Raw genomic sequence first — 15928 nt, 5'->3', positions numbered from 1 at the left:
AGGATGCGCACATGCGGGGGAACGTAAGCTCGAACGGGGCGGCCGGCCGGCTCCCCGGACGCCGCCAGCCGCCGACCGACGGGAACACCGCCGTGCCAAGTCGCCCACCGGCCCCCACCGTTGCCGCCGCGGGACTCGCCCTCGGCGTGTGCCTGCTCAGCGCCGGATGCCAGGGGGCGGGTGTCAGCGGCGGCGAAGCGGAGGAAACCCCCTCCGCCTCCGCGTCCCCTCCGGCTCACGGCTCGCCGTCCCCCGGGCGGGAGAAGTCCGGCACCAGCCCGCTCGACAACCCCGAGGGAACCGAACCCGGCCTGGCACCGCTCACTTCGCCGGACGAGCGGGAACGGGCCCGCAAGCTCATCACCACGCTCCACACCCAGGGCCGCGGCCCCAAGACCGGTTTCGACCGCGACGAGTTCGGCTACGCCTGGAAGGACACGACCGACGGCATACCCATGGCACGCAACGGCTGTGACACCAGGATTATCTCTATGCTTCGAACCCTGTGTGAGGCGTTCTCGCAGCGTATGCAGGGGGTGGCCTGCCTTGGGTACTGAGAGGCACATGGGCTACAGGTCAGCAGTGGGTGCGCGCTGGATGAGGTCGGTGCTCGGGGTGGTCGTTGCCGGGGTGCTCCTCGCAGGATGTGGGGGGTTTGAGGTGGGCGATGCCTCCCCGGATTCTGGATCCACCGCCGACGACAGTCAGGCGGTGAGTCCGCTGGAGAATCCCGATGGGACGAAACCGGGGCTCGCCCCTGTTGCGTCGGCGGAGGACAAGTCGAAGGCCCGCAAGCTGATCGAGGAACTGGCTACGAAGGGCCGAGGCCCGAAGACGGGCTATGCCAGAGACGAATTCGGTTACGCGTGGATGGACACGGCGGACGGGGTGCCGTTGGCGAGGAACGGCTGTGACACTCGAAATGATCTTATGAATCGCGATGGTGGGGGACAGCGCCTCCGCGACGGTTCCGACTGCGTGGTCATGTCGATGACGCTTCACGACCCCTACACCGGACGGACCATCGAGTGGAGCAAGCAGGACGCCGTGGAGGTCCAGATCGACCATTTGGTGCCGCTGTCCTACAGCTGGCAGATGGGCGCCTCGCGCTGGCCGGAGAGCAAACGCGAGCGGCTCGCCAACGACGTGCTCAACCTGCTTCCCGTCGAAGGGCGCGCCAACTCGGCCAAGGGCGATTCCGGCCCGGCCTCCTGGCTCCCGCCGAACAAGCGCATCCGCTGTGGGTACGCGGTGCGTTTCGCGCAGGTCGCCATCAAGTACGAGATGCCGGTGACGGCCCCGGACAAGTCGATGATGCTCAACCAGTGTGGTGGCTGATGTCGTTGAGCTCGTCGGGCAGGTGATCTTGGGGCATATCAATCGCTGTGCTCGGACGGTTCCCAGACGGAGCAGTCGTGTGCGAAGAGCACGCGGCGTGGGTCGAATTCAGTGAGCCGCCCCAGCCATGGTTGATAGGTGGGAAGCGGCGGTTCGACGCCTTGGAGGGCGGCTTGCCGGGCCAGGTGGTCCGAGGCGAAGTGGGAGGCGAAGTCGTGGGCCTGGCCGGCGAGGACCACGGTGCCGTCGTTCTGGCGGATCACGAGTGACTGGTGCCCGGAGGTATGCCCGGGGGTGGGGATGATCCAGAATCCGGGCCAGACCTCGGCTTCTCCGGTGATTTCCTCGTAGTTGGCACCGGGGAAGTCGACGAGTTCGTCGATGGTGTAGCCGCCTCGGCGGGCCGTGGCCAGCTCTACGGACTGCACGAGGACGGGCCTGCCGCCCAGCAAAGGGTTGCCGCCGCAGTGGTCGAAATGGAGATGGCAGTTCACCACCAAGGAGATGTCCGTGAGGGTGACGCCTGCGGCCGCGAGAGCTGCCTCCAGCGGTTTGCGGTGGGGGCGGTAGTGGGCCTCGGTTTCCGGGTCGGCAGCGCCGATGCCGGTATCGAAGAGGAGCAGTTTCTCGTCACACCGCGCGAGATAGGCCAGGACGGGTTCGACTCGTGGCTGCGAGCCACCGGTTTCCGATGCCGGCCGGACGAGGTGGCCCAGGTTGAGTCGGCGCAAAGCCGCCTGCTTGCTCATCGGGTCATGCTGGCAGGCGGACTCGTCCCTTGTCGGGGCTTTCTGCCGACAGCAAACGCGGGTCGGCCCGCGGACCTTCGGGGTGGGCCGCGGGCCCGTCATCGGCGCCCCTGGACGTGCTTAGTGGTTGTCGGAGTCCGGACTGCGACAACCAACTGCCTCAGCTGTTCGGAACTGCCCGCATCGCCCTGCGAAGACCTGTGCGGGCAGCGGCGAGTTCGTCCTCCGATGTGTGCAGGCGTTGCTCCAGCACGGATTGGCGATCTCGGGCCTCTCCCAGCTCGCGGCTGAGCGCAGCATTCTGTCGTTCCAGCTCCTGAACTCTGTCCATCAGATGGGTGCGGTCCGTTTCCTCCAACTCCGCCCCCAGCGAGAGCCGTACGCGTTCGCGGAGCTGGTTCCGCTCCTTCTTGAGGTCCTTGATCTCGTCCCGTGCCAGGGCAAGTTCAGTCTGCAGTCCGGCAGGCGACAGCTTCTGCACACCACGTGGGGCGGGGCAGGAGAGACCCTGCTCGCGTTGGGTGGTCATGGCTGCCTGAACCACGTCCCGTACCCGGGGCTGGTTGTAGATGAACCAAGTGGACACCGATGCGTCTCGCGCTACTTGAGCGATGGTGATACGTCGGCCTGCGCTGAGCAGGTCACCTACGACGGCGAGTGTCCGCGCGGTCTTGACCTCGCTGTCCTGTGCCCGGCTGGCGCGCAGCCTCGCAACCCGGGCGTCCCGGCTGCGCCTTTCGGCTTCGGGCGATCTCTTCATTCAGAGCTCCGTGTGGTCAGGGCCTGGACGGGGAAGAAGGCCGCGGCCGAGCGGGCCTTGCGCAGTTCACGGGAGGCTGACTCGACGGCGTCCCGTTCCCCGGCGGGCATGGCATTGAGCTTGCGTCGCATCTCCACGGCCGAATTCGAGTAGGCGTGAATCTGGTCATCGAGGTTGCGCACGACCCACTCGGCGGCATCCATGGCCAGGGCGGCCTCCTTGTCGGCCCGCAGATCCGCGATCTGTTGCTCCAAAGCGAGGAGGTAGGACGGGTCCGGCCGGTAGAAGTCGCAGCCGGCGCACTGGAATCGGATGCGGCAGTGTCCGCCACCGGCCTTGACGTTGCTCGGCTCGGTACAGCCGCCGTACGGAACCCCGACGCTCTCCACCTCGTAGGCCAGGGGATCACCGAAGGCGCGTGAGTCGCCGTGCCGGTCGACGGCGAGTGCTGCGACGGTCCTGACCGCCTCCTGCTTCCGGCTGATCGAGACCTTGTAGTACCCCATGGTGACGTCGAGAGAACGGTGGTCCATGAGTTCGCGCAGGACGTCCGGGCGGGTCCCGGCGTCCGCATGACGCTGGGCATACGCATGGCGGAAGCCGTAGGGGACGACCAGGGTGCGGTCGTACGCGAGAGGCGCGCCATGGTCGCCCAGACGCTCGTCCACGAGGTCCGGAATGAGCTCGTCCACCCAGTCGCGGAAGATCCTGCTGCAGAACTGTGAGGACGTCAGATGGCCGCGGCGAGGGCGATTGCGCTGACCGGGAGAGGGAAACAGCCACTGCGCGCAGGCCGGTACAGCGGGCAGCCGGTCGAGTTCCTTCTGCCATTCCTCGACTGCCTGCGCGGTACTCGCCGAGATGGGCAGCCGACGGCCATGACGTCGCCTCTTGTGGTTGTCGTAAATCAGCGTCGGTTTGCCGTCGACCCATTCCAGGCAGTTGCGGCGCAGGCTCGTGACCTCGCCCGGGCGACGGCCGGTATCCCGGAGAACCGAGTAGACCACCTGGTACATCCGCGCGAAATCGGCGGCTGTCCAGCCACCGCTCTCGTAGGCCGTCGAGGTGCCCAGCAGGCTGATCTGCGCATCCAGTTGGGCGATGATGTGTTCGGGGACAGCCCGTCCGATGTCGTCCTCGGACACCTCCACGGGGGCGATGCTGTGAAAGCGGGGATTGAGCGCAAAGCCACCGGGCACGTGATCCATCGTCCCCGCCTGTCGGGCGTACTCCAGGAACGTGCGCCAGTGGCGGAGCAGCGCCCGACGGTGGCCGGTGGAGTAGTCGTGACCGTCCTCGGGGCGCTTCGTGATCCGGAGCAGGTCCACGACTGCGTTCATGTCGGCCATCGCCAGTCGTTCCGGTTCGTTTCCGTGGGGGCGGCTTGCCAAGGCGTTGGATGCGATCGTCGCCACGAGCACGGTCTGTCGCAGATCCTGGACGTTTGGGCGAGCTGTGCGGCCGTACTCCTTGATGAGCTCGCGCAGCCAGCGCTGTCGTACCGGCCGGAAGTCGATTTCGCCGTGGACGGCGACGTACTTTCTGCCGCGCCCGGCGGACAGTCCGACCAGGGCGCATTCCCACACGTCATCAGCGGTGGGGTCGGTGCCCTCGAACTCAACGCGAGCGCGGCGGACATGAAGCATCACACCGTTCAGGACGCCTGCGGCAGCGGCTGGGAGGCCGCAGACGAAGGAGTCGTCCAGGGCGAGGAGCGAGCCGAGGCCCGCTGGGAGGCCGGCCACGATCCGGCGGACACGCTGGGGGGACAGGCTGATTCCGGCGGCGTCACGCTGCTGCAGCCCGTACAGAATTTCGTGGCGCACGGCGGGGGCAAGCTCGGACAGTGAGAACTGGGACACCCGGGGGAGCGCTCCGTCGACCGAGGGGTTGGGTCCACGGAGGGACGGCTGGGGAGCATGTGTCGCGTCGAAGTCGGCCGGGTTGCCCTGGAGATGGCGGGCCTTGCGGCACGTGTCGCAGCGGGCTCCACTGCTCGCCACGTGAGTGCGACACGTTTCCACGAGGCAAACGGACACACTGGTCGACGGGTTGCCGGGATCCGCCGTGAACAGGGCCTGCACGTGGTCCCACTCGCTCGTACGCCAACCCGCCGCGAGACGTTCGGAGAGCCAGTTCGACCATTCGGGGCCGCTGTGGTCGCGCTGTGCGACGAGGGCGAGCGCGGTGGCGGGCGTCATCGGGCGTCATCCGGGGAAAGACTGTCGACAGCCGCCCGCAGATCCTCGTCCCGGGCGTGCAAATAGACGGCGGTGCTCGCCGACGACGTGTGGCCCAGCAAGGTCTGAACGACGTCCGGGGCGATACCACTGCGGACCCATTGGGTTGCGGCAGTGTGGCGCATCATGTGCGGGCGGGCGCGGAAGCCGCAGCGCTTCCCGGTCCGTTCGATGACTTGCTTGGCGTTCGAGTAGGACATGGGGCGGCCCGTGTGGCTGCCGGTCAGGTTGACGAACACGTAGTCGCAGTGGGTGGCTTCGGTCACGTGCTCCCGCTCGGCGAGGTGCTCGCGGTACCGATGGACTGCCTCCTGCGTCAGCGGCACCATCCTGTCGCGGCCGGCTTTCGCGCGGGCACCGTTCTCGTTGCCCTGACGAGGACGGATGTGCAGGTGGGCCCCACGGGTCCGGCACCTGAGGTGCGTGGAGTCCGGCAGAAGATGCATGTCCTCGCGCCGCAGCCCCAGAGCTTCGCCAATGCGGAGGCCGCCTGCGACAAGAACGGTGAGCAGCAGCCGGTCGCGGGCAGTGCGTGCGGCATTGAGAACTTCTCCCACCTGGGACTCGGTAAGCGTCGCAGGAGCCAGTTCGATCTCGGATGCTTTCAGAACGCGGGCCTTGACCATCAGATGCTGGCCGCCTTCACCGGGATTGAAGCCGGCCGGGGCGTGGGTGAGGAAGCGTGGTTCGCTGAACCGGGCGGCGACCTCGTGGTCGACGAGTCCCTGCACAGCGCAGAACCGCAGGAATTCGCAGACTGCGGTGAGCGCGGCGTTGACCGTCTTGCCGGACGGGAGGGCCCCGCGTCGGGTAGGCGTTTGCTCGACATGGAACTTGAACCGGGTCATGTCCCCGAGTCCGGCGGTCTTCCAATCGATGCCCCGCTCTGCGCACCATGTGAGAAATCGCCCGATCCTGGGGATGTACACACGCTGTGTGTGGGGTGAGCGACCGGCCCCGCGCAAGTACAGCGCGAACTCGCGCGCCTCGGGATGCGGGCGGTACGTCTCCTCGTCCACCAAGAGCCAGGTGGCCTCTCCGCTGGTAGGAGAGATGGCCTTCTCCGCCCGTAACGTCATGGTGTCGTTCTCTCCGTCTGGGCTTGATCCGGTTCGGCGGACATCTGAGATCAGGGGTTCGTCCCCGGAAGGATGTCCATCATGGAGAGCATGGGGAAGAAGAAGCCACGCCCTCGCCGTTCGTTCACGCCGGAGTTCAAGGCCGAGATCGTCGAGCTGTGCCGGCGCGGTGACCGCTCGATCGGTCAGATCGCCAAGGACTTCGATCTCACCGAGACCGCGGTGCGGCTGTGGCTGCGGCAGGCCGAGGTCGACGCCGGTGAACGGGAGGGTGTGACCAGCAGCGAGCGTGAGGAGTTGGCTGCGCTGCGGCGGGAGAACCGCCGGTTGCGGGAGGATGTGGAGGTCCTCAAGCGGGCCACAGCTTTCTTCGCGAAGGAGACCCGGTGACGGTGCACCCGTTCATCGAGGCGGAGAAGCAGGCAGGCCACAGCGTCAAGCGGGCGTGTGAGCTGCTGAAGGTCTCCCGAGCCGCCTTCTACGCCCGCCGCACCGCCACCCCCGGACCCCGCGCGGCCCGGGACGCCGAACTGACCGAGCAGATCACCGCCGTCCACGCCCGTTCCCGCGGCACCTACGGAGCTCCGCGCGTCCACGCCGTCCTGAACAACCAGGGCACCCGGTGCGGACGCCGCCGCATCGCCCGGCTGATGCGGCAGATGGGACTCGCCGGCAGGCACCGCAGGCGCAGACACCGCACCACGATCCCCGATCCGCAGGCAGATGGCCGCCCCGACCTGGTACTTCGCAACTTCCAACCCGACCCCGGGGCCCTTGACGCCCGTTGGTGCGGCGACATCACCTACATCCCCACCGAGGAAGGCTGGCTCTACCTGGCCACCGTCATCGACATCGCCTCCCGCCGGGTCGTCGGCTGGGCAACAGCTGACCATCTGCGCACCGAACTGGTCGCCGACGCGCTAAAAGCGGCCTGTCGCCAGCGCCGACCAACCGGGCCCGTCATCTTTCACTCCGATCGCGGCTGCCAGTACACCAGCGGCGAACTCGCCGCTCTGGCAGCCGGGTTGAAGGTCCGGCTGTCCGTCGGACGCACCGGGCAGTGCTGGGACAACGCGCTGGCAGAGTCCTTCTTCGCCACCCTGAAGAACGAACTGATCGGCAACCGGCCCTGGCCCAGCCGGGCCGCCGCCCACACCGCGATCTTCGAATGGATCGAGAGACCCTGTTGCCCAATGCGTTCAGGCTGCGAGTTCGATTGCCGCGAGCCGGGATGTTCTGGTCTGGGCGAGGGGTGTGTCGGCCCACCAGGCGTCGAGGCGGATGAGGTTGACGGCAGTGGCCGTCAGGACGTGGCCCAGGTGCGTCTTGGCGAGACCGCGGTAGCGGGTGCGGCGCATGCCGCTGACGGCGACGGCTTGGTGAATGGTTCCCTCGATTCCGGCCCTGGTCGCGTAGCGGTCTTTCCACTCATCGGTGGTCTGCTCGGCGCGAACACGTTCGAGCAGGGCGTCTTGTTCCTGGGGCCGGACGGTGAGCTGACGGCCGTATTGGGTGGAGCGGGTGCACTGATCACGGACGGGGCACGGAGCGCAGGTCGTGGTCGCGAAGCGGATCCTCACCGCATCGCGTCCGTTGTTGTCGAGGCCAGCAGTCCAGTAGCGACTGGTCTGGCCGGACGGGCAGGTGGCCTTCTTGTGCTGCCAGTCGATGGCGAAGGCGGACTTGCCGAACCCGGCGGACCGGACCTGTTGTGGGGTGCTGTTCGGCCGGACCGGTGCAACCACGGAGATTCCGCGGTTGGCACGCGCTGTCAGCAGGAGTTCGGCGGAGGAGTATCCCGAGTCCAGGAGGTGTTCGGCGGGTTTGAGCTCTTTGGCCGTGAGCGAGTCGTGCACCGCGTCGACGACGGTGGCGTCGTTCGCGGTGGCGTCGGTGGTCACCACGTGAGTGATCAGATGCGGTCGACGAGGGTCGCCGCAGCCCTCGCTCAGATGCACCTTGTAGCCGGTCCAGGGCGAACCACGCTTTTGTGAATACCGCGCTTCGGGGTCGTACGGGGAAGCGATCAGTGCTCTTCCTGCGGGAAGGTCCTCCTTGCCGCGCCAGCACACCGTCTGGACTCCGTCAGCGACGGTACGGGTGAACTGCTGGACCCAGACCGTCCGCAGCACGCTCACCGCCGGGATCTCGCGCAGCCAGGTGGGCGCGCTGCCGGCGTGCACGGCTTCGAGGAGGCGATAGCCGTCGCCCGCGATCTGCTGAGCCAGCCGGTCACGTTCGGACCGGTCGGAGGGGAGCCGATAGGCGTCGGTCCGTGCGCCGTATCGCTCCTGCCACGCCGGTGCGATCCAGTCCGCCAGCCACTGCGGACTCGCCGTGGCCAGGGCCTCCAGGCACGCCCGAAGCGTCTCCCCGATGAACTCCAGCCGGTTCAGACGTCGAACGGCTGCCAGAACGTGCGTGGAGTCGGTGCGCTGCCGCCCTCCTGCACTGACCAGTCCCTGGTCGGCAAGGCGTTCCAGGAGTAAATCCAGCACCCGTTCCTCCAGACCGTGGTCCAACAGCCGCTGCCGGAAGCCGGTCAGCACGGTGAAGTCGAAACCGGGATCGGTCAGCTCCATGCCCAGCAAGTACTTCACGTCGATCCTGGACCGCACCGCATGTGCGGCCTGTCGATCCGTCAGGTTCTCGGCGTACTGCAGCACACTCACCAAGGCGAGTCGGCCGGGTGAGACGCCCGGACGGCCGCGGGCCCTGAAGGCTTCGCGGAACTCTTCGTCGGTGAACACGGACCCGAGATGATCGCGGATCCGCATCGCGAGGCATCCCTTCGGGAAAGCAGCACGAGCGACCTCACACGTCCCAGCCGGAACACCGCCACCAGAAGCCGAACCCATCGACACAGCCATCACCCCACCCCGGGACGACTCTCCTCACACGCCCCTGACCAGCAGGTTCGACGACGAGACGGTGCCCTTGCCCAGCGAACACGGCACTATCACCCGAATTGGGCAACAGGGTCATCGAGAGCTGGTACAACCTGCACCGTCTGCACAGCAGCCTCGGCTACCGCAGCCCCGCCGACTACGAAACCGCCCTCGCAGCCTGACCACCACACCAACGGTGTCCGTCAAAGCGGATCAACCCCAGTCTGTTTGACGTCGCCCATGTGCCTCATGGTCTGCCTGATAACGGCGAGTCACAGGTAGGAGTTACGCCTGTCCCTCACGTGAATCGAGGCGAGGACGGAGCTGCAGATAACCAGGAACGACATCCTTGCCAGGGACGGGAAGAACCTGGAGCGGGAGTCCGGTTCCTCCTGCGTCGTCACTTCCATGGCCCTGCACGACCCCTACACGGGTGACACGCTTCAGTGGCGCAAGCAGAACGCGACGGACGTGCAGATCGACCACGTCGTGCCGCTGTCCTACAACTGGCAGATGGGCGCCTCTCGCTGGCCGGAGAGCAAACGCGAGCGGATGGCCAACGACCCGCTCAATCTCCTCTCCGTGGACGGGCCGGCCAACAGCGCCAAGGGTGATTCCGGCCCGGCCTCCTGGCTGCCGCCGCACAAACCCGTCCGGTGCGCGTACGCGGTACGGTTCGCGCAGGTCGCACTCGAGTACGGGCTGCCGGTGACGGCGCCCGACAAGAGCGCGATGCTGAAGCAGTGCGGCGTGTGAGGCCGGAACGGGAAGGCCGCGCAGGGCGGGCAGGACGGGCAGGGCGGCGACCGAGCCGTGCGGGACGTCGTGAGAGCCTCGCACGGGGTGGCGGAGGTTCGGCCGCGGCCGAACCTCAGTGTTCCGCCTCGGCCGAATCGTTGTCGGGAAGAGAGCTGAAGCGGTGGTCTCCACCACTACGACTCCCTAACATCGATCACCGCCAGGTCATGCACTGTCGCAGACCCTCGCCGCCGTCCGGGAGATTCCATGCACAGCACCATGCCAAGCCGTCACCGCAGGTTCGCGCTCACCGTCTCCGGTGCGGCCGCGCTGCTCGTCGCGGCGCCGCTGCTCACCGCGTGCGGCAACGAAGCGCACCCAGGCGCGGCCGCGGTTCTCGGCGGCGGGCGGATCACCATGGGCGAGCTGCAGGGCAAGGTGAACGCCGTACGGGACGCCCAGCGGACCGCACCGCGGGGCGACCAGATGATCAAGGGCAGCGGTCAGCTCACTCGCGCCACACTCGACGGGCTGATCCGCGACCGCATCGTCAAGCGGACCGCCGAGAAGTCCGGAGTCTCCGTGACCCGCGCCGAAGTGGGCCAGGCCCGCACCGACTTGCGGCGCCAGGCGGGCGGCGAGGCCAAGCTGCGTGAAGCGCTGCTCCAGCAGCAGGCCATCGCTCCCGGCGAGATCGACAACAGGCTGCGCATGCAGCTGTTGGTGGAGAAGATCGCCGAGGCGGAGAACATCGACCCGCGTTCCCCGCAGGGCCCCACCGAGCTGAACGCGAAGTTCGCCGAGACCTCCGAGGCGATGAAGATCAACGTCAACCCGCGCTACGGGAAGTGGGACACGAAGAAGGCCACCCTCGGCAACGCCGAGGAGGCGTGGCTGCGCGACCTCTCCGGCCGGAGGGCGGACCAGCAACAGCAGCAGCCGCAGCCGGGGCTCTGACGGCGCGGAACGGCAACGCGGCCGTCGACGCGGTCCGGCGACCCGGTCCGGTATGGACGGCCGGACCTCACCGGTTTCGGCTCGACCGCCGGTACTTCCGCGCCCTGTGACCTGCGAGCCGACCTGTGCCTGTGACCCGTGGCCCGTGCCCGGTGACCGGCAGTGGGGCCGCGGGGCAGGGAACGGGAGCCGCTGCGTTACTTTCGTGGCGTGAACGCATCTGCCCGTACCGGCCGCATAGTCCTCCTCACCACCAGTCACCGTGTCGCCCCCGGGCTGCTGTCCTGGCCCGCCTGGGAGGCGCTGCGCACCGCCGGCCGCGTCGTGTGCGCCGACGCGGGACACCCGCAGCTTCCGTACGTCCGGGAGGCCGGTGTCCGGGTGGACGCCGGCAGGGAGCCGGATGCCCGTGAACTCCTCGACGAGTGCGCCGGAGGCCGTACCACCGTCGTCATCGCCTCCCCGGAGGGCGAGCCCCGGCTGACCGGCTCGCTCGCCGCGCTCGCCGGCTCCGGAAACACGGCGATGCCGGAACTGGAACTGCTGCCCGGCTCGTACGACCTGCCCGGCGCCCGGCTGCTCGACCTCGTGGAGGTCATGGACAGTATCCGCCGCGACTGCCCGTGGAGCGGGGCCAGGACGCACGGGGGACTGGTCAAGTACGGCATCGAGGAGATGTACGAACTCGTCGAAGCCATCGAGGAAGGCGACCGTGGCGCCCTGTGCGAGGAACTCGGCGACGTACTGCTCCAGGTGATCTTCCACGCGCGGATCGCCCAGGAGGACCCGGACGAGCCCTTCTCCATCGACGACGTGGCGGGCGGGATCGTGGAGAAGCTGATCCACCGGCACCCGCACGTCTTCGGGGAGGAGCAGGCGGCGACGGCCGAGGACGTGCGGGAGCACTGGCTACGCACGAAGGCCGCGGAGAAGCGGCGGGATTCGGTGACGGAGGGGATTCCGCTGGGGCAGCCCGCGCTGGCACTCGCGGCCAAGCTGGCGGGGCGGGTGAGGCTGGCCGGGCTGGAGGTGCCGGGGGGTCTGCCCAGGGGCGCGGAAAGCCCGGAAGGCTCCAAGGGCGACGGGGCCGGTGAGGGGCACGTCGGCGGCGGCGTCGCGGAGGTGGGCTATGAACTGCTGGCGCTGGCTGTACGGGCGGAGGCGGAGGGCACCGATCCCGAGACGGCGCTGCGGGCCGCCGCTCGTACGTACCGCGACGCGATCCGTGCCGCGGAGGGCCTCGGCCCTGCCGGGGACGTGGGGGACGTGGGGGACGCCGAAGAGGCCGGGGGCGCCGGGGGTGCTGAAGATGCCGGGCTCCGGTAGGCGGACGTGCCCGGAGCGGAATGAGAGCGGTGCTCCGGAATGTGGTCGGTGGGCCGGTGACGGAGGTGCTGGTCCGCTGGGGGAGCGGTGCTCCGGAAGGTGATCGGTGATCCGTGACGGGGGTGTTGCTCCCCTGGGGGAGCAGTGCTCCGGAGAGTGATCGTTGACCGTGTCAGGAGTTCCGGCGCGAGAGCAGTGCTCACGTCATAGATCGCTGCTCATCGCGGAGTGCGCTGTTCGCGAAGCGGAACACCCCGCGAAGGGCTCCGACCGAGCACATCGGAGAGCCTCCACCAGGCCCGGCCCCGCAGTCCCGGCCACGGGCCCGGCTCCGCAGTGCCGGTCCCGCAGGGCCGGTGCCCGCACGGGGAGGGCGGGAAGATCCCCGCATACCCGCATCAGCCCGGGTACTCGGGCTCCATGTACGCAGAGCACCCCGAACTCCCACCGCTCGAGACCCTGGCCAACCGGGACCTCCTTGTCGGCATCGGCCCCCTCGTCGTGGGGCTGCTCATCGTCGCCGGCCTGATCCTGGCCGTCACCTACGGCATCCGTATCCGTAGGACCGGCGACCAGCGCCCCTCCAGCCCCGGTGAGCCGGGTCCGGACGAACCACAGGAGTACGAGACGACCCACCGCGTCCCGGACGAGGTGCCGCACGACGGGCGCCGTCGGATGCCGTACGAGTTCAAGGACTACGACTCCGACAGCCACCCCGGCGAGCACGAACGGCCACAGCCCAAGTGGGACGAGGGCGGCAGCGGCTCCTTCGGCAGCGGGGGCCCCGGCCACCACTGACTCCGGCCACCACTGACCCCGGCGGGTGCTTCCCTCCCTCCCCCGCACCACCACTCAGCGGGGGAGGAGGGCACCGGTGCTCATCGGTGCAGTGGCCGTTTCCCTCCCCGCGCCATCCGTCGGCGTGAGGGCTCCCGGCCTCGAACGCCCCGCCCGGCCTCCCATGCCCCCGCCACGGCCTCGCCCTGCCGGTCGTCCCGCCACGGCCTCTCCGGCCTCTCCACGCCCCCGCCACGCCCTCGCCCGGCCTCTCCCCGCCGGTCGCCCCGCCCCGCTCCCCCGCGGGCCACCCGTTAGCGTCGAGGCGTGCAGCATGAGACACCCGGCACGGCCGACCCGTCCCCTCCGCCCATGCCCCCGCTCTTCGACTGGGACTTCGCGGCCGACCCCTATCCCGCGTACGCCTGGCTGCGGGAGCACGCGCCCGTACGCAAGACCGAACTGCCCAGCGGTGTCGAGGCGTGGCTGGTCACGCGCTACGCGGACGCCCGTCAGGCGCTCGCCGACCAGCGGTTGAGCAAGAACCCCGGGCACCACCGTGAGCGCACCGCGCACGGCAAGGGCAAGGTGGGCATCCCGGGTGAGCGCAGCGCGAATCTGATGACGCACCTGCTCAACATCGACCCGCCGGATCACACCCGGCTGCGGCGCCTGGTCTCGAAGGCGTTCACGCCCGCGCGCGTCGCGGAGTTCGAGCCGCGTGTACGGGAGTTGACGGACCGGCTCATCGACGGATTCGCGGAACGGGGCGAGGCGGACCTCATTCATGAATTCGCCTTTCCCCTCCCCATCTACGCGATCTGCGACATGCTCGGCGTTCCCGCGGAGGACCAGGACGACTTCCGCGAGTGGGCGGGCATGATGCTGCGTCATCACAAACCGGGACAGTCCGGTCCGCCGCGCGGAGGTGTCGGCCGCGCGGTGAAGAAGATGCGCAACTATCTCGCCGAACTCATCCACCGCAAACGGGAGAATCCGGGTGAGGACCTGATCTCCGGGCTGATCCGCGCCAGCGACCACGGAGAGCAGCTCTCCGAGAACGAGGCCGCCGCGATGGCCTTCATCCTCCTCTTCGCCGGCTTCGAGACCACCGTCAACCTGATCGGCAACGGCACGTACGCGCTGCTCAACCACCCTGAGCAGCGAGGTGCGTTGCTCAGGGCGGTACGGGAGGGGGACGAGGCGTCGCTGGCCACGGCCGTGGAGGAACTGCTCCGCTACGACGGCCCGGTTGAGCTGGCGACCTGGCGCTTCGCGACCGAGTCGCTGCGTATCGGGGGAGCGCACATCGCCGAGGGCGAACCGGTGTTGGTCGTGCTGGCTTCGGCCGACCGTGATCCCGCCAAGTTCGACCGGCCGGACGTACTGGACCTCCGGCGGGAAGACAACCAGCACTTGGGCTACGGCCACGGCATCCACTACTGCCTGGGTGCGCCGCTCGCACGGCTGGAGGGCCGGATCGCCATCGGTGCGCTCCTCGCCCGGCTGCCGGATGTGAGGCTGGCGGCACCGGAGTCCGAACTGAGGTGGCGCGGGGGGCTCATCATGCGCGGACTGCGCACGCTGCCCGTGGAGTTCACCGCACAGACCCCGAACCGGCACGACGCCGTGTGACGGATGTGACGGGGTATCACCGGTGTGATCGCGACGTGATCCTTGTGACACTGCCTTGTGATGATGGAAGTTGGCGGATACGTTCGGGCCGCAAACTTCCGCGCCCCCACGAGAGGTCACCCATGCCGCCCTTGTTTTCCGGGAACGGGCGCCACCGACGCCCTCGTCAGGCCCCCTCGTTCGTGGTCACCGCAGGCGCGGCCGGTGCGGGGCTGGCGATCCCGCTGCTCGGCGCGGGCGCGGCGAGCGCGGCAGACACGGACACCTGGGACCGGGTGGCCGAGTGCGAGAGCGGCGGCCTGTGGAGCGCCGAGGAGAACAACGGCTTCTACGGCGGACTCCAGCTCGACCAGGAGATCTGGGAGGAGTACGGCGGCACGGAGTACGCCGAGCGCCCCGATCTCGCCAGCCGGGGCCAGCAGATCGACGTGGCGGAGAGGATTCTGCGTGCCGAGGGGACCGGCACATGGTCGGACTGCGCGGAGGACGCGGGACTCTCCCAGGACGCGACCGAGACGCCGGACACGGGCACGGACGGCACCGACGCGGAATCGGACGTGGCCGTTCCCGAACGTCCCTACCCCACCTCGCCGGAGACGGTGCCCGAGGACGAGGACGGCGGCTCGGGCGGCTCGGACGGGTCCTCAGGCTCGGACGGGTCGGACGGGTCCGGGGGTTCGGCGGATCCCTCGCAGTCCCCCGACCCGTCGGACTCCGGCTCACCGTCGGACTCCGGGGACTCCTACGACCGGAACCCCGGTCCGGAGGGGAGCGAGTCCGGGGACCGCCTGTCCGAGCCCTCGGACCGGGCCGACGGCAGCGGCTCCGGCGACGGCGCCGGCGGGGAGGTCGGCGGTGACCGGGGAGAGTCGGACGGGCATGCCTCCCGGGAGGGCGCGGACCGCGGCGAGGCGGGTCCGGACGGCGAAGGCCACCGGGTCTCGTCGGGCGAGTCCCTCTACGAGATCGCGGACGAGTACGACGTGCGCGGCGGCTGGAGCGAACTGTACGAGCGCAACCGTGAGGTCGTCGGCTCCGACCCCGACCTGATTCTGCCCGGCCAGGAGCTGCGCCTGTGACCGGGGCGCCCTGACGGCGGGTCCCGGTCCGCGGGCGGCGCCGCGGGGCCACTCGCCCCCGTGGAGTCCGGAGTCCGGCGTTCGAGCGCGGGGCATTCGGTGCGTGTCACCGGGTCCCGAGCCGACTCCCGCCGAGAACTGGACGCACCCCGCGTCCCTGGAGCACCCCGCGCACCCCGCACACCCAGTCCCCCGGAGCAAGGGACGCAAAGGACCCACCCCGCGCCCCCGGTGCGACGCAGGCGGCGCCGGGGCGCGGCGAGCCCCGGCGGCGACCCTCTTTTCTTCCGCTCCTGAACAAAATATTCGCCCCCACCGGTCCTCCCTGAGCTGCGGCTTCGCCTGCTGTTCCCGAGCCCGAC

13 protein-coding genes and 2 pseudogenes are annotated in these 15928 nt (G+C 69.0%); 10 read left to right on the top strand and 5 right to left on the bottom strand.

The features are described 5' to 3' along the window. The first annotated feature begins 92 nt into the window (after positions 1 to 92). Positions 93 to 557 carry a hypothetical protein gene (locus tag H343_RS35720; RefSeq protein WP_486586732.1) on the top strand — a complete coding sequence of 155 codons (465 nt, stop codon included), beginning with the start codon at positions 93 to 95 and terminating at the stop codon, positions 555 to 557. 7 nt (positions 558 to 564) lie between these two features. Then, positions 565 to 1338, top strand: coding sequence for an HNH endonuclease family protein (locus H343_RS0100535; RefSeq protein ID WP_486586731.1), 774 nt, complete (start codon positions 565 to 567; stop codon positions 1336 to 1338). Positions 1339 to 1376: 38 nt separating this feature from the next. Here the strand turns inward: H343_RS0100535 and H343_RS0100530 are convergent, their stop codons facing one another. The 4 genes from H343_RS0100530 to H343_RS0100515 all read right to left on the bottom strand — a co-directional run bounded on the left by H343_RS0100530 (position 1377) and on the right by H343_RS0100515 (position 6166). After that, positions 1377 to 2087 (bottom strand): N-acyl homoserine lactonase family protein, encoded by a 711-nt coding sequence (locus tag H343_RS0100530; RefSeq protein ID WP_028429541.1) that lies wholly within the window; start codon positions 2085 to 2087, stop codon positions 1377 to 1379. Between the two features lie 160 nt (positions 2088 to 2247). Beyond that, positions 2248 to 2847, bottom strand: coding sequence for a DUF6262 family protein (locus H343_RS35155; protein WP_158679490.1), 600 nt, complete (start codon positions 2845 to 2847; stop codon positions 2248 to 2250). Then, positions 2844 to 5048: a site-specific integrase gene (locus H343_RS33405; RefSeq protein ID WP_051264417.1), complete on the bottom strand. Its 2205-nt coding sequence runs from the start codon at positions 5046 to 5048 to the stop codon at positions 2844 to 2846. The genes H343_RS35155 and H343_RS33405 overlap by 4 nt, the downstream gene beginning before the upstream one ends. Next, the gene (locus tag H343_RS0100515) at positions 5045 to 6166 is read right to left on the bottom strand and encodes a tyrosine-type recombinase/integrase (RefSeq protein ID WP_028429539.1); all 1122 of its coding nucleotides are present in this window, start codon (positions 6164 to 6166) and stop codon (positions 5045 to 5047) included. The genes H343_RS33405 and H343_RS0100515 overlap by 4 nt, the downstream gene beginning before the upstream one ends. Before the next feature lie 81 nt (positions 6167 to 6247). Between H343_RS0100515 and H343_RS0100510 the strand changes: the two genes are divergently transcribed. Continuing rightward, positions 6248 to 6556, top strand: coding sequence for a transposase (locus H343_RS0100510; protein WP_037901945.1), 309 nt, complete (start codon positions 6248 to 6250; stop codon positions 6554 to 6556). Further along, positions 6553 to 7332 (top strand): annotated as a pseudogene (locus H343_RS33740) (IS3 family transposase); the annotation flags it as partial. The gene H343_RS0100510 and the pseudogene H343_RS33740, both read left to right, overlap by 4 nt. 33 nt (positions 7333 to 7365) lie before the next feature. Here the strand turns inward: H343_RS33740 and H343_RS0100505 are convergent. Further along, on the bottom strand, positions 7366 to 9024 hold the full coding sequence (locus H343_RS0100505) for an IS1182 family transposase (protein WP_037901779.1): 1659 nt from the start codon (positions 9022 to 9024) through the stop codon (positions 7366 to 7368). Positions 9025 to 9387: 363 nt separating this feature from the next. Here H343_RS0100505 and H343_RS0100490 point away from each other — a divergent pair. The 6 genes and pseudogenes from H343_RS0100490 to H343_RS0100465 form a co-directional block, all read left to right on the top strand. Further along, a pseudogene (locus tag H343_RS0100490) lies at positions 9388 to 9810 on the top strand (HNH endonuclease family protein); the annotation flags it as partial. A gap of 249 nt (positions 9811 to 10059) precedes the next feature. Beyond that, on the top strand, positions 10060 to 10749 hold the full coding sequence (locus tag H343_RS0100485) for a SurA N-terminal domain-containing protein (RefSeq protein ID WP_486586730.1): 690 nt from the start codon (positions 10060 to 10062) through the stop codon (positions 10747 to 10749). A gap of 210 nt (positions 10750 to 10959) precedes the next feature. Then, entirely contained in the window at positions 10960 to 12075 is a 1116-nt protein-coding gene (locus H343_RS28075) for a nucleoside triphosphate pyrophosphohydrolase (RefSeq protein ID WP_078504892.1), read from the top strand. A gap of 420 nt (positions 12076 to 12495) precedes the next feature. Beyond that, positions 12496 to 12873 (top strand): DUF6479 family protein, encoded by a 378-nt coding sequence (locus tag H343_RS0100475; protein WP_028429534.1) that lies wholly within the window; start codon positions 12496 to 12498, stop codon positions 12871 to 12873. 351 nt (positions 12874 to 13224) lie between these two features. Then, positions 13225 to 14487: a cytochrome P450 gene (locus tag H343_RS0100470; protein ID WP_078504891.1), complete on the top strand. Its 1263-nt coding sequence runs from the start codon at positions 13225 to 13227 to the stop codon at positions 14485 to 14487. A gap of 182 nt (positions 14488 to 14669) precedes the next feature. Then, on the top strand, positions 14670 to 15566 hold the full coding sequence (locus H343_RS0100465) for a transglycosylase family protein (RefSeq protein ID WP_486586729.1): 897 nt from the start codon (positions 14670 to 14672) through the stop codon (positions 15564 to 15566). The last annotated feature ends 362 nt before the right edge of the window (positions 15567 to 15928 follow it).

This window comes from Streptomyces sp. TAA204 (assembly GCF_000424965.1).
The sequence above is the reverse complement of the archived record's forward strand: the minus strand, read 5'-3'. Positions and strand labels throughout refer to the sequence as shown.